The 21,094-nt window shown below is 62.9% G+C and carries 13 protein-coding genes and 1 pseudogene; 6 read left to right on the plus strand and 8 right to left on the minus strand.

Annotated features, from left to right (window positions below; translation table 11 throughout):
* Positions 1-45: 45 nt before the first annotated feature.
* From folD to fixL, 5 genes are all read right to left on the minus strand, one after another.
* Positions 46-903 carry a bifunctional methylenetetrahydrofolate dehydrogenase/methenyltetrahydrofolate cyclohydrolase FolD gene (gene folD / locus PPGU16_RS05775; RefSeq protein WP_180722076.1) on the minus strand — a complete coding sequence of 286 codons (858 nt, stop codon included), beginning with the start codon at positions 901-903 and terminating at the stop codon, positions 46-48.
* A gap of 341 nt (positions 904-1,244) precedes the next feature.
* On the minus strand, positions 1,245-2,201 hold the full coding sequence (locus tag PPGU16_RS05780; RefSeq protein WP_180722077.1) for a DUF2950 domain-containing protein: 957 nt from the start codon (positions 2,199-2,201) through the stop codon (positions 1,245-1,247).
* A gap of 80 nt (positions 2,202-2,281) precedes the next feature.
* Positions 2,282-3,571, minus strand: a complete 1,290-nt coding sequence (locus PPGU16_RS05785; protein ID WP_180722558.1) for a DUF3300 domain-containing protein — start codon at positions 3,569-3,571, stop codon at positions 2,282-2,284.
* A 643-nt stretch (positions 3,572-4,214) separates the two neighbouring features.
* Positions 4,215-4,859 (minus strand): oxygen response regulator transcription factor FixJ, encoded by a 645-nt coding sequence (fixJ, locus tag PPGU16_RS05790; RefSeq protein ID WP_007586834.1) that lies wholly within the window; start codon positions 4,857-4,859, stop codon positions 4,215-4,217.
* The gene (gene fixL, locus PPGU16_RS05795; protein WP_207795228.1) at positions 4,856-7,372 is read right to left on the minus strand and encodes an oxygen sensor histidine kinase FixL; all 2,517 of its coding nucleotides are present in this window, start codon (positions 7,370-7,372) and stop codon (positions 4,856-4,858) included. Before fixL ends, fixJ begins: the two co-directional genes overlap by 4 nt.
* Positions 7,373-7,659: 287 nt before the next feature.
* On the opposite strand from fixL, the gene aceE reads away from it, so the two are divergent.
* The 4 genes and pseudogenes from aceE to lpdA all read left to right on the plus strand — a co-directional run bounded on the left by aceE (position 7,660) and on the right by lpdA (position 14,438).
* Complete coding sequence (gene aceE / locus PPGU16_RS05800; protein WP_180722079.1) at positions 7,660-10,359, plus strand: pyruvate dehydrogenase (acetyl-transferring), homodimeric type; 2,700 nt, start codon at positions 7,660-7,662, stop codon at positions 10,357-10,359.
* Between the two features lie 83 nt (positions 10,360-10,442).
* Positions 10,443-12,104: a dihydrolipoyllysine-residue acetyltransferase gene (gene aceF, locus PPGU16_RS05805; RefSeq protein WP_180722080.1), complete on the plus strand. Its 1,662-nt coding sequence runs from the start codon at positions 10,443-10,445 to the stop codon at positions 12,102-12,104.
* Positions 12,105-12,371: 267 nt separating this feature from the next.
* Positions 12,372-12,536: pseudogene (locus PPGU16_RS43355) on the plus strand (biotin/lipoyl-containing protein); the annotation flags it as partial.
* Between the two features lie 162 nt (positions 12,537-12,698).
* On the plus strand, positions 12,699-14,438 hold the full coding sequence (gene lpdA / locus PPGU16_RS05810) for a dihydrolipoyl dehydrogenase (protein WP_434064416.1): 1,740 nt from the start codon (positions 12,699-12,701) through the stop codon (positions 14,436-14,438).
* 228 nt (positions 14,439-14,666) lie between these two features.
* Here lpdA and PPGU16_RS05815 read toward each other — a convergent pair whose 3' ends face one another.
* Positions 14,667-15,806 (minus strand): IS481 family transposase, encoded by a 1,140-nt coding sequence (locus tag PPGU16_RS05815; RefSeq protein WP_180720102.1) that lies wholly within the window; start codon positions 15,804-15,806, stop codon positions 14,667-14,669.
* Between the two features lie 917 nt (positions 15,807-16,723).
* Positions 16,724-17,308, minus strand: a complete 585-nt coding sequence (locus PPGU16_RS05820; protein WP_035990605.1) for a phasin family protein — start codon at positions 17,306-17,308, stop codon at positions 16,724-16,726.
* Positions 17,309-18,081: 773 nt separating this feature from the next.
* Here PPGU16_RS05820 and pbpG point away from each other — a divergent pair.
* Positions 18,082-19,257, plus strand: a complete 1,176-nt coding sequence (gene pbpG / locus PPGU16_RS05825; protein WP_180722082.1) for a D-alanyl-D-alanine endopeptidase — start codon at positions 18,082-18,084, stop codon at positions 19,255-19,257.
* A 67-nt stretch (positions 19,258-19,324) separates the two neighbouring features.
* On the opposite strand, the gene PPGU16_RS05830 is transcribed toward pbpG, so the two are convergent.
* Positions 19,325-20,131 (minus strand): IclR family transcriptional regulator, encoded by an 807-nt coding sequence (locus PPGU16_RS05830; protein ID WP_180722083.1) that lies wholly within the window; start codon positions 20,129-20,131, stop codon positions 19,325-19,327.
* 188 nt (positions 20,132-20,319) lie between these two features.
* Here PPGU16_RS05830 and PPGU16_RS05835 point away from each other — a divergent pair, with 188 nt between their 5' ends.
* Positions 20,320-21,042 carry a (Fe-S)-binding protein gene (locus PPGU16_RS05835; protein WP_180722084.1) on the plus strand — a complete coding sequence of 241 codons (723 nt, stop codon included), beginning with the start codon at positions 20,320-20,322 and terminating at the stop codon, positions 21,040-21,042.
* The last annotated feature ends 52 nt before the right edge of the window (positions 21,043-21,094 follow it).

A 21,094-nucleotide genomic window follows, 5' to 3' on the forward strand; every position in this document is an offset into this window, starting at 1 on the left:
CGAGCGGGGCGGCCGTTGATGACGCGCCCTGCGGCGCGTCGTTGCTCAGGCGTTGCCTGCGGCGCGCTCGGCCGCTTCGATCGTATTGACGAGCAGCATCGTAATGGTCATCGGACCGACGCCGCCCGGGACGGGCGTGATATGGCCGGCCACTTCCTTGACGTTCGCGAAATCGACGTCGCCGCACAGCTTGCCGTTCTCGTCGCGATTCATGCCGACGTCGATCACCGTCGCGCCGGGCTTCACCATGTCGGCCGTCAGCGTGTTGCGCAGGCCCGTCGCGACCACGACGACATCCGCGTCGCGCGTGAACGCCGCGATGTCACGGGTCTTGCTGTGACAGATCGTGACCGTCGCGTTCGCTTCGAGCAGCAGCAGCGCCATCGGCTTGCCGACGATGTTCGAGCGGCCGATCACGACGGCATTGGCGCCCTTCAGGTCGATGCCGTAAGCCTCGAACATCTTCATCACACCATACGGCGTGCACGGGCGGAACAGCGGCTTGCCCGTCATCAGCGCGCCAGCGTTCGCAACGTGAAAGCCGTCCACGTCTTTCTCGGGCGCGATCGCTTCGATCACCTTGTGGCTGTCGATGTGCTTCGGCAGCGGCAGTTGCACGAGAATGCCGTGGATGTTCGGATCGCGGTTGAGCGCGTCGATGCGCGCGAGCAGATCGGCTTCCGTCATCGTCGCGGGATAGCGGTCGTACGACGAGAACAGGCCGTTGTCCTCGCATGCTTTCACCTTGTTGCGGACGTAGACCTCGCTCGCCGGATTGTCGCCGACGAGCACGACGGCGAGACCCGGCTGGTGTCCACGGGCGGTGAGGGCGGCGGCGCGCGTGGCGACGTCGGCGCGCAAGGTCTTGGAAAGGGCGGTGCCGTCGATCAGTTTGGCTGTCATGGTCGGTCGAGAATGGGCGTTTCGGAATGCGGGCGGGGCAGGCAGGCGCGGGGCGTGTGATCACGTTGCCGCGCATGCCGCGCGTCGTGCTGCTGCGCATGCGCTCGCGGCGCGCGCCGTGACGGACGCCGCGAATCGCACGGATGGCGCTCGAAGGCAGGAACGGGTCGCATGCCGGAAAGCGCACGGCGCGAAAACCGCGCCGCAGCGAAGTTCGACATTATACCGTTGAGGCAACGCAACGGATGGCCAAGGGTGACGCCGAGCGAAACCGGCCAACGGCGGCGCCGTCGAGTTGACAGACGCCGCCGCAAGCCACTCTGCGCAGGTTCAGCGCGCGCTCAAGGCTGTGTCGCTTGCCAGGAAGCGTCGGGATTGAACGACGTGATCGTGGACGCGGCGCGCGGCGTCTGCGGCCCGAGATTCTTCTCGTACACCTGGCCGTTCTGGTTGACGATGAAGCTCATCACGCCTGTCTTGCCGTATTCGGCCGGCCACGCGACGAGGCCGAAGCCCTTCGACAGCACGCCGTCCTGCACGTAGTTCTGCGCGCCGCCGTCGGCCTTCGCGCCTTGCGACGTGAGAATACGGTAGTGATAGCCGTAGTACGCTTCGCCCGGCGCGATCTGGTGCGGCATCGTCGCGGCGAGCGGTCCGAGCGGGCTTTCGGGCTCGCCGGGTGTCGTCGGCCAGTACAGGCCATCCTGCTTGCTGGGCGAGCTGATGAACTTCTGCGCGTAGTGCTGCGTCTGCTTGCGGTAATCGTTTTGCGCGTCGACATACGCAAGCGACGTGAGAATCGCCGCGCGTTCGTTGCGGCCGATGCGGCGCGTGAGCATTTCATCCGTGGCGGCGGGCGTGTTGAACTGCCAGCCGCGCGCGGTCTGCACGATGGGAATCGGCAGCGTCCAGCCGTCGTCGCCGACAGCGAGATGCACGCTCTTGCGGCCCGCGTGCGGCGCCGGGTCATCGACGATCCGATGGCCTTTCGCCCATTGCCCGAGGAACGCGTAGATGTCGTCCTCGCCGATAGTGGTGGTCGGGATGTAGCGCCCGAAGTTTTTACCGAGCACCTTTTCCATCGCGGGATGATCGCTGGTCGCGAGCGCGTTGGCGAACGCACTGGCGGCGGCATCGGGCGTCGGGTAGACGGCCTGCGCGGCGGCAGGCTGGGCAGCCGCGAACATCGCTACGGCGGCCACTGCGGCGAGCGCGTGCGAAAGCGCCGCGCGCGGCGCGCTGCCGATGGCTGCGCGAATCGAATGGCGGGTGGGTACGGAGGTTGATTTGCCGGTCATGACTGACTCCTGTCGACCAGAGCTGGCGCTCGAGCGGTGGCTTCTGGTCCGATCCAAGATGGTTGCTGTCGATGGTTCGTCTAGCGGCGATGGAATCCACCGCCGCCGTGGCCGCCGCCGAAGCCTCCGCCCCCGCCGCCACGCTGGAAGCCTCCGCCTCCACCGCCGCCGCCCCCATGGCCTCCGCCGAAGCCTCCGCCACCACCACCGCCGCCGGAACGTCCGGCACCGTTGAACTGCTGTCCGCCGCCGCCCCCGCCGAGCCGGTTGTTCGCGCCACCGTTGTTCGCCAGCGACTGTCGGCTCGCCTGGCCGCGCTGCAGCTCCTGCCGCGAGCCGGCGGCGTCGCCCGAGCCGCGCAACGCGTTGTCGCGGTTCAGGTTTTGCGCGCTGTTGCGGACATTGCCCGCGTTAGCGCCGCCCTGATGGATGTTCTGCACGCGCTGGCTTGCGTTACCGCTGAGGTTCTGGCCGGTGCGGTTCTGCAAGGTCTGCTCTGCCTGCGCGCGCGACGCGTCGCGCCCGCGGTACTGGTTGCGCTGAGCGGCGAGGTTGCTGTTGTTGAAATTGGCGTTGTTGCGATTGAAATTCGCGTTGTTGCGGTTGATGTTCGCGTTGCGATTCCAGTTCGCGGTCGACGTATTCGAGTTGATCCGGTTGTTGACGTTGATGTTGTTGTAGCGATTGACGTTGATGTTGACGTCGTGGTTGTTCCAGTTGAAGCCGCCCCACAGCGAATTGGCGACGGCCACGCCCGCGCCGAACGCGAGTCCTGTCGCGAAGCCCGTCGCGATCGCGTAGCCGGGAGGCGGCGGCACATAGACGGGCGGATAGGCCGGGTAGGGCCAGGTGCCGTAGACGACGGTCGGGTTGTAGGTCGGCACGTAGACCACCTGCGGATTCGCGGGCACGATCTGGATCGTGCTCTGTTCGACGATCACCTTCTGCTGCTCGCTCGATTTCAGATTGCCCGCCGACTGCGCCTGCTTGCGCAAGCGCTGTACCGAGTCCATCACGTCATTGGGCTGGGCCAGGAACGCGTTGCCGAGCTGCTGCACCCAATCGGGCTTCGAGGCCATCGTCTCCAGCACCTGCGGGAACGCGACCAGCGATTGCACGCTCGGGTCCCACGGTTCCGATGCGACGGCCTTCACGGCGTCGTCGCCCTTGTATTGCGAGTTCGCCTTCGACCATGCGGCGGCCGCTGTCACGTCCTGCGGGAACGTGGACGCCATCAGCACCTGGGCGAGCAGCGCATCGGGGTAGAGCGCGATGGGCGCGGTCAGCGAATCGAGTTGCTGGTTCGAGACTTTTGCCGGCGTCTGCGCGACGGCATCAGTGGGCGCGACGAAGCCTGTGGCGAGCGGCATGCCTGCCAGCGCCGCGCAGACGAGCCACGCGCGCGGCCTGTAGGGTCCGTAACCTTTCACGATGAGAACCTCCTTGCTGCGTTGTGAGCGCCACGGCTGCCGGGCCGAAGCCGGCGTGCCGCCACGCGGTCTTGTGGCAATGGAGCGACAAGCGGACGACGGTGTATCGCGACTGATAATGGAAGTGGACGGGACGCGCAAGGGCAATCTGACGCCGCGGCGTGGTTCGTGGCGAGGGCGCTGCATGCGACGCGCATCGTGGCCAGCGATACACGCGTCGCGCCCGCATTGCACGTTTCGGGCATGGGTCGCTTTTTGGGTTGGTCTGGTATGTAAATTAGAAAGCGGAGCCGCGACTGTCAATGCGCGATGTCAAACGCGAACGCGGACGCGCGAACGGGGCGCGCTCGCGATGCGAGACCGCCCGATCGTACGCAATGCGAATCGATTGGGATCGCTAAATGAAATGAGGGCGTCGCGCGCGACTATGATCGTGCGGGGAGAGGGAGAGTCGGCGCCAAAGACAGCGCCGCATGACGGCCCCGGCGGGCGTCAACGTTGCTTCATGCGCCTGCGCAACGAAGCGCAGGCGAAGATCGCCGCCATCGCGCGATGACAAACGCGATGGGCAGTGCTTGCGGTATTACTGCGCCTGTTGAGGCTTGTTAGACAACGCGAGACGCAGCAGATCGGCGACCGTGTTCACGTTGAGCTTTTCCATGATGTTCGCGCGGTGCGCTTCGACCGTCTTGATGCTGATGCCGAGGTCGTCGGCAATCTGCTTGTTCAGGCGGCCCGCGATGATGCGCTCGAGCACCTGATGCTCGCGCGCGGTCAGCTTGCCGAGGCGCTCGGCCGCGGCGCGCTGCTGCTGCACGCTGCTGCTTTCGCTGCGCGCCTTGTCGAGCATGCGCTCCACCAGCTTGCGCAACTCGGCTTCGTCGAACGGCTTTTCGATGAAGTCCATCGCGCCTTTCTTCATGGTCGACACGGCCATCGGCACGTCGCCGTGACCCGTCACGAAGATGATCGGGAGCAGCGTGTTGTCGGCGATCAGGCGTTCCTGCAGTTCGAGGCCGCTCATGCCCGACATCCGTACGTCGAGAATCAGGCACGCGATCTGGCCGGGATGCTGATGCGGCTGCCATGCGTCGATGAACTGCTCGGCGCTGGAGAAGCACTGAACGCGGTAGCCGTTCGCCTCCAGCAGCCAGCGCAGCGAATCTCGCACCGCCTCATCGTCGTCGACGACAAACACGGTTTCCTGTGTGGTAACTGGGGTGTTCATAGCTCTCCCGTAACGGTTTGTGGTGTCGGCGCCTCGGACCCGCCGTTGCTCGGGCCATCAGGCTCTCCAATAGGCAGACTGCAATGGAATGTGGCGCCCGTGATGTGACCGTCGGATTCGACGTTGTTGACCACCCACAGGCGTCCGCGATGCGATTCGATGATCGAACGGCAAATGTTCAGCCCCATGCCCATGCCATCGGACTTGGTGCTGTAAAACGGTTCGAAGAGGCGTTCGGCCGTGGCCTCGTCGACGCCCGGCCCCTGGTCGACGACACTGAGGCACACGAAGCCGGAATCGAGTTTGACGACGAGGCGGATGACGGGATCGACGGCATTGGGCCGCGCGTCGTGCATGGCTTCCGCGGCGTTCTTCAGCAGGTTCACGAGCACCTGCTCGATCAGAACCGGGTCGACGTAGATGACGGGCAAACGCTGGCGCATGTCTGTCACGATACGGATGCGGCGCTTGCGTGCTTCGATCTCGGCAAGGCCGACGGCATCGGCGACGATGTCGGCGACACGGGTGGCCTGGCGTTTCGGTTCGCTGCGTTTCACGAATTCGCGGATCCGCTTGATGATCATGCCGGCCCGCACAGCCTGCTGCGCCGTCTTTTCGAGGACTGGTAACAGGTTGTCGGGAGTTGTCCGACCAGATTTAACCAGCGCTACGGCTCCAGAGCAATAGTTATTGATGGCCGCGAGAGGCTGGTTTAATTCGTGTGCGAGCGACGAGGCCATTTCGCCCATCGTCATCAGGCGGCTGGTGAACTGGAGTTTCTCGTCCTGCTGGCGCGCGAGTTCCTGCGCCTGCTTGCGCGTGGTGATGTCGGTCGCGATCTGCATCTGCGCGAGATGACCGTCCACCCACTGGATGTACTGGCGGCGCACTTCGAACCACTTCTGGATGCCTTGCACGTAGACTTCCTGCGCGTCGGCGGAGCCTTCCGTGAGCGCCGCGGCGGGCAGGCCGGCGAAGGCGTCGACCATGTCGATCGAATCCGACGACGCCGCGGAACTGTCGAATCCGCCGCCGCCCGCCAGCTCCAGATGGCCGTCCGGGCGGATGCCGAACAGGTGCCGGTAATAGCGGTTCGCGAACAGCAGCTCGGCTTCGTCGGCGGCGAGCACGGACACGGCGGCATCGAGGCTTTCGAGAACGGTCGTGAAGCGCTCATGTGCGGCGGCAAGTTCTTCGCGCGCGCGCTTCGGCTCGGTGATGTCCGTCATCGACGACATCCAGCCCGTCTGCCGTCCCGAGCTGTCGATCAGCGGGGATACATATAGGCGCGCGTGGAACAGCGAGCCGTCCTTGCGGCGCACACGTAGTTCGAACCCGGAAGAGGGCGCCTTGCCGCGCAAGGTCATGTCGAGCTGGCGTTGCATCTCCGGGTACGAATCGCGTGGCCAGTATGGGAACGGCGCATTCTTGCCGACCAGATCGCTTTCGTCCCAGCCCGTCATCCGGCAGAACGCGGGGTTCACGTGGGTGATGCGCCCATGCATGTCGAGCACGCGCATGCCGATCAGCACGGAGTTTTCCATCGCGCGGCGGAAGAACGCTTCGGCGTACAGCGCCTGCTGCGCCTCGAAGCGCTGGCGCGTGTGCTTCCACAGGCTCCACAAGCTCCACAACACGAAGCACGACAGACCTGCGACCAGCCACACGAGCGTGTTGTTCGTGAAGTTGGTCATCTGCGGATACGCGTACACGCGCACCGACACGCCCTGGCCGGGCGGATCGAGGGGCAGGTCGTAGTACGCGTCGCGCGGCAGGCGCGGGCGCGTCGACGTGGTCGCCAGCTCGCGGTTGTTGATGTCGATGATCGAGATCTTGTACTTCGCCGACAGTTCCGGCGGGATGTCTCGCTTCAATATCCCTTCGACCGAGAACACGGCGGCGACCGTGCCGAGAAAGTCGCGGTCGCGATAAACGGGGGTTTGCAGCGTGATGTAGCCGTTGCCGACGTCGTCGTACATTAGCGGCGAATAGACCTGGCGGCGCGTATTCTTCGCTTCCGTGAAGGCGGCCTTGACGGCCTCGTCCATCTGCTGGTCGTTGGGCTTGGCGAGGCGCTGGCCCAGCACGGGCAGCGCGTTGTTCGGCCAGCGCGGCTGCTGCGCGCTGGTGTACCAGTTCATGTAGAGGATCTCGGGATGCCCCTGCATGATGTCCGCCGTCGACACCTGGAAAGAATGCGGGTCGGCGCGGCCTGACACGAGATCGCGCGAAAGCGCCTGAAGCTGTTCCTGCGCGCCTGTCATGGACAGGCGGATCTGCTGCTGCGCCCACGCGACGTTGCGGTAGAGCGTGTCTTCCTGCTGCTGCTGTTCGCGCCGGTTCAGGCTCCACAGGATCAGACTCATGACCACGAGGAACACGAGAATGGACAGCAGCGGCGTCAGCAAATAGGAGTTCGACCACCACGGTCCGTGGTGCCAGCGGGACGGCGACGAATCCGCCGACGTTCCGGCAGAGCGCGCCGAGCGTGCGAAAAGCCGATCGGTCAACATGGCAGGCATTGTAGCGCAGCGCCTGACATGCAAATGACGCAAAAAAGAGGGGAAAGTCACGCAATTCGGCGCAAACTAGCCGACGTACCTGCTGATGGGCAGTCAAACCAGGGTGCGCCGCAACAATTTTCCGCATTATGAGAAACACTCTCGTAATCTGAAAATTTCCTTGCGCAGGCGTTGTGGGGCTTATTACAATCGGCCGGAAGCTGCCGCGGCCGATGTTCGTCCTCGACGTTAGTCCGCGTCGCCTGTTCACAGAGCGTTCCCATATCCAGGAGACGAGCATGTCCGCTGTACCTGACGAAGTCCTGAAATACGTCGCCAACGCCAAAGACGACAACGATCCGCAAGAAACAGCCGAATGGCTCGAAGCGCTAGATGGCGTGATTTCTGCTGTTGGACCCGACCGCGCTCACTACCTCATCGAAAAGCAGATCGAATTCGCCCGCGTGCATGGCGAGCATCTGCCTTTCTCCGCCAACACCCCGTACATCAACACGATCCCCGTCGCGAATCAGGCGAAGATTCCGGGCGACCAGGACATCGAGCACCGCATCCGTTCGTACACGCGCTGGAACGCGATGGCGATGGTGCTGCGCGCCGGCAAGGAAACCAACGTCGGCGGCCACATTGCATCGTTCGCATCGGCGGCGACGCTGTACGACGTCGGCTTCAACCACTTCTGGCACGCGCCGTCGAAAGAACACGGCGGCGATCTCGTGTTCGTGCAGGGCCACTCGTCGCCGGGTGTGTACTCGCGCGCGTTCCTGCTCGGCCGCCTGACGCAGAACCAGCTCGACAACTTCCGCCAGGAAGTGGGCGGCGAGGGCATCTCGTCGTATCCGCACCCGTGGCTGATGCCGGACTTCTGGCAATTCCCGACGGTGTCGATGGGTCTCGGCCCGATCATGGCGATCTATCAGGCGCGCTTCATGAAGTACCTGCAGGCGCGCGGCATCGCGAAGACCGACGGCCGCAAGGTCTGGGCGTTCCTCGGCGACGGCGAAACGGATGAGCCGGAATCGCTCGGCGCGATCGGCATGGCCGGCCGCGAGCGTCTGGACAACCTCGTGTTCGTCATCAACTGCAACCTGCAGCGTCTGGACGGCCCGGTGCGCGGCAACGGCAAGATCATCCAGGAACTCGAAAGCGAATTCCGCGGCGCGGGCTGGAACGTCATCAAGGTGATCTGGGGCAGCCGCTGGGACGCCCTGTTTGCACGCGACAAGTCGGGCGCGCTGATGCGCCGGATGATGGAAGTCGTCGACGGCGAATACCAGACGTACAAGTCGGAATCGGGCGCGTTCGTTCGCGAGCACTTCTTCAACACGCCGGAACTGAAGGCGCTGGTCTCCGACTGGTCCGACGACGACGTGTGGAACCTGAACCGCGGCGGGCACGATCCGCACAAGATCTACGCAGCGTTCAAGGAAGCGACGCAGTCGAAGGGCCAGCCGACCGTGATCCTCGCCAAGACGATCAAGGGCTACGGCATGGGCGAAGCCGGTCAGGCGATGAACATCACCCACCAGCAGAAGAAGATGCAGGTGGAGTCGCTCAAGCAGTTCCGCGATCAGTTCCGTCTGCCCATCTCGGACGACGAAATCACGCACGTGCCGTATCTGACCTTCGAGGAAGGCTCGAAGGAACTCGAATACATGCGCGCCCGCCGTCAGGAACTCGGCGGCTATCTGCCGGCGCGCCGCCAGAAGGCGGAATCGCTGCCCGTCCCGGCGCTCGACGCATTCGAACCGCTGCTCAAGGGCACGGGCGAAGGCCGTGAGATTTCGACGACGATGGCGTTCGTCCGTATCCTCAACATCGTGTTGAAGGACAAGGTGATCGGCAAGCGCGTCGTGCCTATCGTGCCGGACGAATCGCGCACCTTCGGTATGGAAGGTCTGTTCCGCCAGATCGGTATCTGGAATCAGGACGGCCAGAAGTACGTGCCGGAAGATTCCGACCAGCTGATGTTCTACAAGGAATCGACGACGGGCCAGATCCTGCAGGAAGGCATCAACGAAGCAGGCGGCATGTCGGACTGGATCGCAGCGGCGACGTCGTACTCGACGCACGGCGAGATCATGATTCCGTTCTACATCTTCTACTCGATGTTCGGCTTCCAGCGCATTGGCGACCTGGCGTGGGCGGCGGGCGACATGCGTTCGCGCGGCTTCCTGCTGGGCGGCACGGCGGGCCGTACGACGCTGAACGGCGAAGGTCTGCAGCACGAAGACGGCCACTCCCTGCTGTGGGCGGCCTCGGTGCCGAACTGCATCAGCTATGACCCGACGTTCGGCTACGAACTCGCCGTCATCATGCAGGACGGTCTGCGCCGCATGGTGCAGGAGCAGGAAGACGTGTTCTATTACGTCACGGTGATGAACGAGAACTACGAGCACCCGGCGATCCCGCAGGGCGAGCATGTGGCGAAGGACATCATCAAGGGCATGTACGCGTTCCGCAAGGGCGCGGCCAATGCGAAGGCGCCGCGCGTGCAGCTGATGGGCGCAGGCACGATCTTCAACGAAGTGATCGCCGCCGCCGACCTGCTGAAGAACGACTGGGGCGTCGAGTCGGATCTGTGGAGCGTGCCGAGCTTCACGGAACTGGCCCGTGAAGGTCACGAAGTGCAGCGTCAGAACCTGCTGAACCCGCTCGCCGAGAAGAAGCTCTCGCACGTCGAGACGCTGCTGAAGGACGCGAAGGGTCCCGTGATCGCCTCGACGGACTACGTCCGCGCGCTGGTCGACCAGATCCGCGCATTCGTGCCGCAACGCTTCGTCGTGCTGGGCACGGACGGCTTCGGCCGCTCGGACACGCGCGAAAAGCTGCGTCACTTCTTCGAAGTCGACCGCTACTGGACCACGGTTGCTGCGCTGAGCGCACTGGCCGATGAGGGTACGATTGAGCGCAAGGTCGTGGCCGACGCGCTGAAGAAGTACAACCTCGATCCGTCCAAACCCAACCCGATGACCGTCTAAGGCATCGACCCGCGAGCCCCAATGTGCACCTCGCCGCCCGAAGCGGGCGGACGAGGCGCGCGCGGCCCTGGAGACAGAAAACAATGAGCCAAGCGATCGAAGTCAAGGTGCCGGACATCGGCGATTACAAGGACATCCCTGTAATCGAGGTGCTGGTGAAGGCGGGTGATACCGTCGAGAAAGAGCAATCCCTCGTCACGCTGGAATCCGACAAGGCGACGATGGATGTGCCGAGCCCCGCGTCGGGCACGGTCAAGGAAGTGAAGGTCAAGCTTGGCGACACGGTGTCGGAAGGCACGCTGATCGTGCTGCTCGACGGCGAAGGCGGCGCGGCTGCTGCGAAGCCTGCGCAGGGCAATGGCGCGGCTGCGCCTGCTGCAACGCCGGCCCCGGCTGCGGCTCCCGCTCCCGCGCCCGCTGCCAAGGGCGGCGGCGTGCAGGAAGTGAAGGTCCCCGATATCGGCGACTACAAAGATGTGCCCGTGATCGAAGTCGGCGTGAAGGTCGGCGACCGCGTCGAGAAGGAACAGTCGCTCGTCACGCTCGAATCGGACAAGGCAACGATGGACGTGCCGAGCCCGGCGGCCGGCATCGTCAAGGAAATCAAGGTCAAGGTCGGCGACAACGTGTCGGAAGGCACGCTGATCGTGCTGCTCGAAGGCGATAGCGGCGCGGCCGCTGCGCCCGCGCCGGCACCCGCTGCCGCGAAGCACGAAGAAAAGCCGTCGGATGCGCCCGCTGCGCCGTCGCCCGCTCCCGCGCAGCCGTCCGCGCTCGCGCAGGCGCCCGTCATTCCCGCAGGCGAAGGCGGCGCGTATCGCGTGAGCCATGCGTCGCCGTCGGTGCGCAAGTTCGCGCGCGAACTGGGCGTCGATGTGTCGCGCGTCTCGGGCACGGGTCCGAAGGGTCGTATTACGCAGGATGACGTCACCGCATTCGTCAAGGGCGTGATGACCGGTCAGCGCGCTGCGCCCGCTGCGGCGGCTGCACCTGCTGCTGCCGGTGGTGGCGAACTCGGTCTGCTGCCGTGGCCGAAGATCGACTTCACGAAGTTCGGTCCGGTCGATCCGAAGCCGCTGTCGCGCATCAAGAAGATTTCCGGCGCGAACCTGCATCGCAACTGGGTCATGATTCCGCACGTCACGAACAACGACGAAGCGGACATCACCGAGCTGGAAGAGCTGCGCGTCAAGCTGAACAAGGAAAACGAGAAGTCAGGCGTCAAGTTCACGATGCTCGCGTTCGTGATCAAGGCGGTCGTCGCGGCGCTCAAGAAATTCCCGACGTTCAATACGAGCCTCGATGGCGATAACCTCGTGTACAAGCAGTACTACAACGTGGGTTTTGCTGCCGATACGCCGAACGGTCTCGTCGTGCCCGTGATCCGCGATGCGGACAAGAAGGGTCTCGTCGACATCGCGAAGGAAATGGCCGAGCTGTCGAAGCTCGCGCGCGAAGGCAAGCTCAAGCCCGACCAGATGCAAGGCGGCTGCTTCTCGATCTCGTCGCTGGGCGGGATTGGCGGGACGAACTTCACGCCGATCATCAATGCGCCTGAAGTCGCGATTCTTGGGCTGTCGCGTGGTGCGATGAAGCCGGTGTGGGATGGCAAGCAGTTCGTGCCGCGTCTCATGCTGCCGATGTCGCTGTCGTATGACCATCGCGTGATCGACGGGGCTGAAGCTGCGCGCTTCAATGCGTATCTTGGGTCGATTCTTGCCGATTTCCGGCGTGTGATTCTTTGATTGTTGGGCTTGGGTCGCTGGCGCTTGATGACTGTGGGTACTTTGGTCATCAAGCGCCTTCGTTGAACCTGCTTTGTCGTCTCGCTTCAAACGTCGCCCCTGTGCGGGGCGGCACCTACTTTTCTTTGTCTTGCAAAGAAAAGTAGGCAAAAGAAAGCCGCGTCCTTGGCGGACGGCATTAAGTCTGCGTTTGGCGTCGCGGGTTTTTCGAGGCGAAGGTTCTTCGCGGCTCATCGTTCAACACGGTCAATAAGAGAAGGGGACACTATGAGTCTCGTCGAAGTGAAGGTGCCGGACATCGGCGATTTCAAGGACGTCGATGTCATCGAAGTCAATATCAAGCCGGGCGATACGATCGAAAAAGAGCAGTCGCTGCTGACGCTCGAAACCGATAAGGCCTCCATGGAAGTGCCGAGCGAAGCGGCCGGTACGGTCAAGGAAGTCCGCGTCAAGGCGGGCGACAAGGTGTCGCAAGGCACTGTCATCGCCACGGTGGAAACGTCGGGCGAAGCGAAGGCCGCTAAAGAACCTGTGAAAGCTGCACCTGCACCTGCACCCGCGCCCACTGCCGCACCGGCAGCAAGCGGCGGCGGCGTGCAGGAAATCAAAGTGCCGGATATCGGCGACTATAAAGATGTGCCCGTGATCGAAGTCGCGGTGAAGGTCGGCGATCGCGTCGAGAAAGAGCAGTCGCTCGTCACGCTCGAATCCGACAAGGCAACCATGGACGTGCCGAGCCCGGCCGCCGGCGTTGTCAAGGAAATCAAGGTCAAGGTCGGCGACAACGTGTCTGAAGGCACGCTGATCGTGCTGCTCGAAGGCGAGGGCGCCGCGGCTGCGCCCGCTCCGAAGGCAGCGCCTGCACCTGCGCCCGCTGCTGCCGCGGCGCCCGCGCCGCAAGCGGGCAGCTATTCGGGTTCCGCCGATATCGAGTGCGACATGCTCGTGATCGGCGCAGGGCCTGGCGGCTACTCGGCGGCATTCCGCTCGGCCGACCTCGGCATGAAGACGGTGCTGGTGGAACGCTACTCGACGCTCGGCGGCGTGTGTCTGAACGTCGGTTGTATTCCGTCGAAGGCGCTGCTGCATACGGCGCTGGTGATCGACGAAGCGGCTGCGCTCGGCTCGCACGGCATTTCGTTCGGCAAGCCGCAGATCGATCTCGACAAACTGCGCGACTTCAAGTCGGGCGTCGTCAAGAAGCTGACGGGCGGTCTCGCTGGCATGGCGAAGGCGCGCAAGGTCGAAGTCGTGACGGGTGTCGGCACGTTCGTCGATCCGCATCACATGGAAGTGCAGGGTGAGGGCGGCAAGAAGGTCGTCAAGTTCAAGCAGGCGATCATCGCGGCTGGCTCGCAGGCCGTGAAGCTGCCGTTCATTCCGGAAGATCCGCGCGTAGTCGATTCGACGGGTGCGCTGGAACTGCGTCAGATTCCGAAGCGCATGCTGGTGATCGGTGGCGGCATCATCGGGCTGGAAATGGCGACGGTGTACGCGACGCTCGGCGCGCAGATCGACGTGGTCGAAATGCTCGACGGCCTGATGGCGGGCGCGGACCGCGATCTCGTGAAGGTCTGGGAGAAGTTCAACAGCAAGCGTTTCACCAACGTGATGCTGAAGACCAAGACGACGGCTGCGGAAGCGAAGCCGGATGGCATCTACGTGTCGTTCGAAGGCGAGAAGGCTCCCGCCGAGCCGCAACGCTACGATCTCGTGCTGGTTGCCGTGGGCCGCAGCCCGAACGGCAAGAAGATCGGCGCGGACAAGGCAGGCGTGGCGGTGACGGATCGCGGCTTCATCGAAGTCGACAAGCAGATGCGCACCAACGTGCCGCACATCTTCGCGATCGGCGATGTCGTCGGTCAGCCGATGCTGGCGCACAAGGCCGTGCACGAAGGCCACGTCGCGGCGGAAGCGGCGCATGGCGAGAAGGCGTACTTCGACGCGCTGCAGATTCCATCGGTGGCTTACACCGATCCGGAAGTGGCATGGGCGGGCAAGACGGAAGACCAGTGCAAGGCCGAAGGCATCAAGTATGGCAAGGCAGTGTTCCCATGGGCTGCCTCAGGTCGTGCGATCGCCAATGGTCGCGATGAGGGCTTTACGAAGCTGATCTTCGATGAGGAGACGCATCGCGTGATCGGCGGCGGGATTGTCGGTCTGAATGCGGGCGATCTGATCAGCGAAGTGTGTCTCGCGGTGGAGATGGGCGCTGACGCGACGGATATCGGGAAGACGATTCATCCGCACCCGACGCTTGGGGAGTCGATTGGGATGGCTGCCGAGTTGTATGAAGGTGTTTGTACGGATCTGCCGCCGCAGAAGAAGAAGTAATTTTTTTGGGGGCAGCGGTTGTGCTGATTCCCTGATGATGGCGTGCCTCTTTTGACGAAGGGGTGCGCCGTTTTTTTTTGTTTGCTTTGGTTTTTGCTGGCATCCGCGAATTGTTAGCGTGCTTCAGGCGTTGCCCCTGTGCGGGGCGGCACCTACTTTTCTTTGCCGCCGTGTACAGACTGGAGACATGGTTGACACATGTACAGGGACATCGCTGACACATGATGGTCAGGGTTTTACTGTCTTCAGGTCAAGTTTTGCGACTCGCTGATGGGCAAACCAGAGCTCGATCACTCCGTCTTCGTTTTCGCTCGGGCGGGCTGCCACCTGCAGCCCCTTGAGCGCAATCGAGAGCTTCACTTTCTCGCCTCGCACGCGCACCACGCCGCTTGCATTGACCTGTAGCACTTCATCGCCGCAACCGTATTCGGGCTCGGGCAGCCGCTCCGGCATCCTGCGCAGGCTGCACGCGTAGCGGGTGACCGGCACCGCCATGTCCAGTGCCTCATGCGGACGCTCGGTGTTGTACACCTGCCGCCAGCGATCCAGTACCTGCTGCACGTGCGCGTGCGTGGTGAACGTGTGCCGCTCCAGCACTTCGGCCTTCAGCGAGCGGTGAAACCGTTCATCCTTGCCATTGGTCTGCGGGTGATACGGGCGGCTATAGCTCACCTGGATGCCCAGCCGGATCAGCCAGACCGCGAGCTCGGTGAGCTGCCCCGGCGCACTGGGCGAGCCCCACGGCGCGCCGTTGTCGGTGTTGATGCGCGATGGCAGCCCGTAGCAGCGAAACGCCCGCTCAAGCTCTGCCTGCACGATCCCGGTGGTGGTGCGCGCGCAGGCGCTCAGCACGATGTTGTAGCGCGAGTGGTCATCGATGACCGTCAGCGGCGCGCAGCGCCCGCTCTCCAGCGTCGGGAAGTCGCCCTTGAAGTCCATCTGCCACAACGAGTTCGGATGCTCGTGCTCGAAGCGTTGCCAGTGCTGGCGCTGGCGGGACGCCTGCTCGTCAATGAGCCCGTGGCGTCGCAGGATCTCGGTGATGGTGGCGGGCGCGGGAACCTCAATCTGGCCCAGATCGCGCAGGCGCCGTGCGATCTTGCGTCCGCCCCAGCCATGCTCGCGGCGCAGGTCCAGCACCAGTGCCTCGATGTGCTCCGGTGAGCGTGTGGGGCTGTGATGCGGGCGCCGGGAGCGGTCGGCCAGCCCCTTGCTACCCTCAGACTTGTGGCGGGCGAGCCACTTGTAGCCGGTCTGGCGGGTGATCTTGAATTTACGGCATAGCTCGCTGAACGGGAGCGCCTGTGTGGCGGCCTCGCAGACGAAGTCTTCGCGACGATTCATGGTGTCTTTTACATCCCAGGGCATGGTTGGAATCCGGGCGTTTGATTACCCGAAAGTGTCAGTCATGTCCCTGTACACCTGTCAGCGATGTCTCCAGTCTGTACACCGCCGCAAAGAAAAGTAGGCAAAAGAAAGCGGCTCACACCGCCAATTCTTGACGTTTGCCCACGGGCCCCCAACGGCCCCACGCTTCACGCGGCGGCGCACTTGTGTTCGTTGGTTGCTAACGCTTTGAATGAATGCTTCATCCGCTTCAAGCACCCGCGCAAGGGCGAAGGGAAGCGAATGGTTTGTGCCGCCCAGGTGGCAAACTGTGTGTAGGTTGTCGCGTCGTAGAGGGTGGCGCTCTTACAGGTTGGACGCGTGTGCTATCGGTCCGAAGTGCGGCGTGTGGAGCACTCGGGCCGACACACAGTTTGCCACCTGGGCGGCTGTGGACTATCTGGCGCGGGATGCTGGAATGCGGGAGCGTGAACCGGGTGAGGCACTCTTTTAGAGCGCTGGCAACGAACGTGGGTCACGTGGTTGCCGTGTGAAGCATAAGAACCTGTGGGGGCCCTCAGGCAAATACAAGAACTGGCGGTGTGAGCCGCTTTCTTTTGCCTACTTTTCTTTGCGGCGGCAAAGAGAAGTAGGTGCCGCCCCGCACAGGGGCAACGCGTGAAGCACGCTAACAATGCGCGGATGCCACCGCAAAAACCGGCGCAAAAAACTGCCGAACGGAGAGAGGCAAAAAAAATCCCGGCCTAGACCGGGGAAACGATACGCTGTTTAACGTATCGGAGCGTCTGACCGCATGGTCACTGAAGTCTCGACCGTGCGGCGCTGTTCAATACCGCCAGTCACTTCGACAGTGTATCTCGCGGCTGCGCGCCGACAGATGATGGGGCATCCGTCAACGCGCAGGTGAAGCCCGATCCGTTGAAGCCGTTACATCGTTATCAGACAGCAGCCTTCTTGGCCGAAGCTGCCGTGCGCGAAGCCTGAGCAGCAGCTTGCGATGCAGCCTTCGATGCAGCCGTAGCAGCCGCATTGAAGTTGCTTTCAGCGATTTCGACAGCCTGCTTCGTTGCCTTGTGAACCGTTTCGTACGTCGTGTTCGCGGCCGTGATGGCCGACTTGATCACGGCGACAGCCGTTTCCGAACCAGCCGGTGCGTTCTTCGCGACGTTCTCGACGAGCGCCTGCACCTTCTTGTTCTGCTCTTCGTATTGCGCTTCAGCAACGCGCGCGAACTCAGCTTGCGTAGCCGATGCGATTTCATACAGGTGACGGCCGTACGACAGAACCTTCTCGGCCACCGGCTGCGTCAGGCTGGCTTGCAGCGCGAGCAGTTCTTGTGCGTCCTTCACCGACAGCGCGCGTTGTGCGTTTTCCTGGCCTTCAGCGATCGTCGACTTGACGACCTGGAGATTCAGCTCGACCAGCTTTTCGACGCCTTCGAATGCCTTCGAAGTCAGGCCGAACAGCGTTTCGAGGTTGGCCTTCTGTGCTGCGGCGAATTGCTCAGGGGTCAGCAGAGTCATGTTTACGCTCCTGGATTACCGGCCCGTCTGGCGCGGACCGAGTTGGGTTAACTGCAGAACTGAATAGGAATCGCTGGTCCGCTGTTAATTGTGCGTCGCAGCAATGGTTCCCATTTTAGGACTACGCCGATAGATGTCAAGGACTTTCTTGTGCAACGCACAATGCATAGAAATTACTAATAAAACAACACGTTATGTAGCGTTTATGACATTGTGGTGAAGCGCGTGCACATTAGGGTTTGCACCGATGTGGTGCGACAAAAAAATGGGTCTCGCAGGCCAGATAAGGGCTCAGGGATACGCCGACGGCGAATTTCTGAGCGAAAAGGTAAAATTCTCAGGTAAACCGAAAACCGTAGCGGAACGTTAAATTCCCATCCCGGTCAAACGCGCGGCGTGCTGTTTCGCAGTAGCCGCTTAAGAGTCGGCGGCGCGCGGCGTCCTGCCTATGTGCTTCGGCGTGGCAGGCATCGTGCTCAGGACGTTTGCGGCTGAATCGTATTGCCATCCGTACGCGACCGTACTTCCCCCGATCAAGTTTGGTTCGAACATGCCGATATGCTGAACGAGTGAGAGTCTTTCAGCGACATTGGCAAGGACGGCTTGCCGGTGCGTCATTGGAATTTTCGATGGTGCATCTGCAACTTATTGCCTTTCCGCAATCGAGCCTGACAACTCGGTTTAAGGACTGTCGATAAGTGCTTAATATTGCTAATTTTTAACTGTTTTACTACACTGGCGAAAACTCTCTCGCCGCTCCAACCAGAACACCAATGAAAACCGACATGTTTTCGTCACTGAAAGTGATGCACGGCGCGGCGCTCAGCACCGCTCTGTCGGTGGCTGCCTCGGTGGTCATCGCAGCGGCTTTTGCCGCGCCGGTGGACGCATTCGCCGCCTCCGCCACGGCGCCTGCCAAGTCCGCGAAAGCCGGCAAGAAGCCTTCGAAGAAGGCCGCTGCCGAGCAAGTCTCCAGCAAGTCGTCGAAGGCCGCCAAGGATGTCAAGGCCGCCGCGAAGGACGACGACGACCAGCCCCGTACCGTTTCGAAGAAGCGCCGCGTCTCGTACACGGTGAACGGCCGCCATCACTCGGTCGTGCGCCGCGTCGCGTTCGAGCCGCGCCAGCCGTCCGTCGGCACGGCCTTCGGCCTGCACGAAACGCCGGACGCGCTGATGCTGCGTTCGAGCGTCGCCTACGTGGTCGACCAGAACACGTCTGAGTCGCTGTTCGACAAGAACTCGCGCGCCGTCGTGCCCATCGCGTCGATCACCAAGCTGATGACGGCGATGGTCGTGCTCGATTCAAAGGCGGCGATGACCGAGCAGGTCGAAGTCACGGACGAAGACCGCGACTACGAGAAGAACACCGGCTCGCGCCTGTCCGTCGGCTCGGTGCTTTCGCGTGAAGACATGCTGCACATCGCGCTGATGGCGTCGGAAAACCGCGCGGCGGCAGCCCTGTCGCGTTACTTCCCGGGTGGCCGTCCCGCTTTCATGGCCGCGATGAACGCGAAGGCGAAGGCGCTCGGCATGACCGACACGCACTTCGAAAACCCGACGGGCCTGACGAGCCAGAACGTATCGAGCGCGCGCGACCTCGTGAAGATGGTCAACGCCGCTTATCAGTACCCGATGATCCGCAAGTTCTCGACCGATCGCAGCTACGAGGTCTACACGGGCAAGCGCACGATCGCGTACAACAGCACCAACGCGCTGGTACGCAACCCGACGTGGGACATCGGCCTGCAGAAGACGGGCTTCATCAACGAAGCGGGCGAGTGCCTCGTGATGCAGGCGACGATCCACGATCGTCCGATGATCATGGTGCTGCTCGATTCGTCGGGCAAGTACTCGCGTTTCGCCGATGCGCAGCGTCTGCGCACGTGGATCGACAACGGCGGCGAACAGCGCATCACCAGCGCGGACGCCAATGGCGCCGGGACCTGAGCGAAAGCCGTAGCCCAACAAAAAGCCCCGCAATGCGGGGCTTTTTTTATGCGCACGCGTTGGCGCGTTACATCGGGTGTGCTGAAGCGCTTGCGTGCTGCACTTGCGGGTGATAGCCGAGCGATTCGGAAATGACCAGCGCAGTCTTGCTCAACTGGCCGAGCCACGAGTCCTGCAGGCGATCAGCCGGTGCCGACAGCGACAGGCCCGCGACGAGCTTGCCCGTATCGTCATAAATGCCGGCTGCGATGCAGCGTACGCCCAGTTCGAGTTCTTCGTTGTCGCGCGCGCATGCCTGCTGGCGCACGTGCGACAGTTCGCGTTCGAGCTTGGTGAGATCGGTGATGCTGTTCTGCGTGTGGCCCGACAGGCCCGTGCGGGTCGCGTAGGCCCGCACGCGGGTCGATTCGTCGGCGGCGAGAAACAGCTTGCCCACCGATGTCAGATGCAGCGGCGCACGGCCGCCGATGGCACGCACCACCTGCATGCCCGAGCGTTCGGAATAGGCGCGCTCGATATAGACGATCTCGTCGCCCTGACGCACCGACAGGTTGACGGTCTGACCCGTCAGCCGGTGCAGTTCTCGCATCGGCATCAGCGCTGCGTCGCGCACCGACAGGCGCGCCTTGACGAGATTGCCCAGTTCCAGCAGCCGCATGCCCAGGCGGTAAGTGCCGGGGTCCGAGCGATCCACCAGCCGGCAGGTCACCATGTCGTTCAGAATGCGATGGGCGGTGGACGGGTGAAGATCAGTGCGTTGCGCAAGTTCCTTCAGGCTGACCGGGTCGCTATGCGCGGCGAGGGCATCCAGCAGGCGCATCATGCGTTCGATCACCTGAATCGACGTCTTGGGGTCCGGGTTCGTATCGCTCATAAGGCTAAACGGTTGACGCGTCAAACAGCGGAAACTGATTGTATCTCGTATTGTGAAAAAAGCGAACGCCATTGGAAATGATCCTCCAATCTCACTATTTGGCGGTTCATTGCGCATTGGGGCGGTTACGCGTTGGTATTGCGCGTCAAACAGCGGATAATCGGGGACGTTTCCCCGGAGGAGCACTCATGCGAGTCGGTTTTTTCGTTACCTGCCTGATCGATCTGATGCGCCCCGAAATCGGCTTCTCCGCGCTCAAGCTGATCGAGCGCGCGGGCTATGAGGTGTTCGTGCCGCCCGCGCAAACCTGCTGCGGACAGCCGGCCTACAACTCCGGCGACCGGCGCATCGCGCGCGATCTCGCGGAAAAGACGCTGCGCGAGTTCGAGCAATACGATTACGTGGTCGTGCCGTCCGGCTCGTGCGGCGGGATGATCCGTGCGCATTACGGCGATCTGTTTGCCGACGATCCCGAACTGATGGGACGCTTCGCGCGGCTTCGCCCAAAGGTCTACGAACTCACCGATTTCCTTGCCACTGTCGCGAAGGTCGAACTGTCGCCGGGCGAATTCCAGGGGCCGGTGACGTATCACGACTCGTGTTCGGGACTGCGCGAACTGGGCGTGAAGCAGCAGCCGCGCGCGTTGCTCGCACAGGCGGGCGTCGCCGTGACCGAGATGAAGGACTGCGAGCACTGCTGCGGCTTCGGCGGTACGTTTGCGGTGAAGTTCGGCGATATCTCGACGGCCATCGTCGACGAGAAGTGCGCGAATATTCACGCGAGCGGCACGCAAGCCGTCGTGCTGGGTGATCTCGGCTGCATGCTGAACATAGAAGGGCGCCTGCGACGTACGGGCGATACGACGACGCGCGTGCTGCACATCGCGCAGGTTCTGGCGGGCGACGCCTGAGCGCGGTTGAACGTCGTTCTTCGCCTGACAAGTGATAGCACGCGGTAGCGCC

This window comes from Paraburkholderia largidicola, from assembly GCF_013426895.1.
Taxonomy (GTDB): Bacteria; Pseudomonadota; Gammaproteobacteria; order Burkholderiales; family Burkholderiaceae; genus Paraburkholderia; species Paraburkholderia largidicola.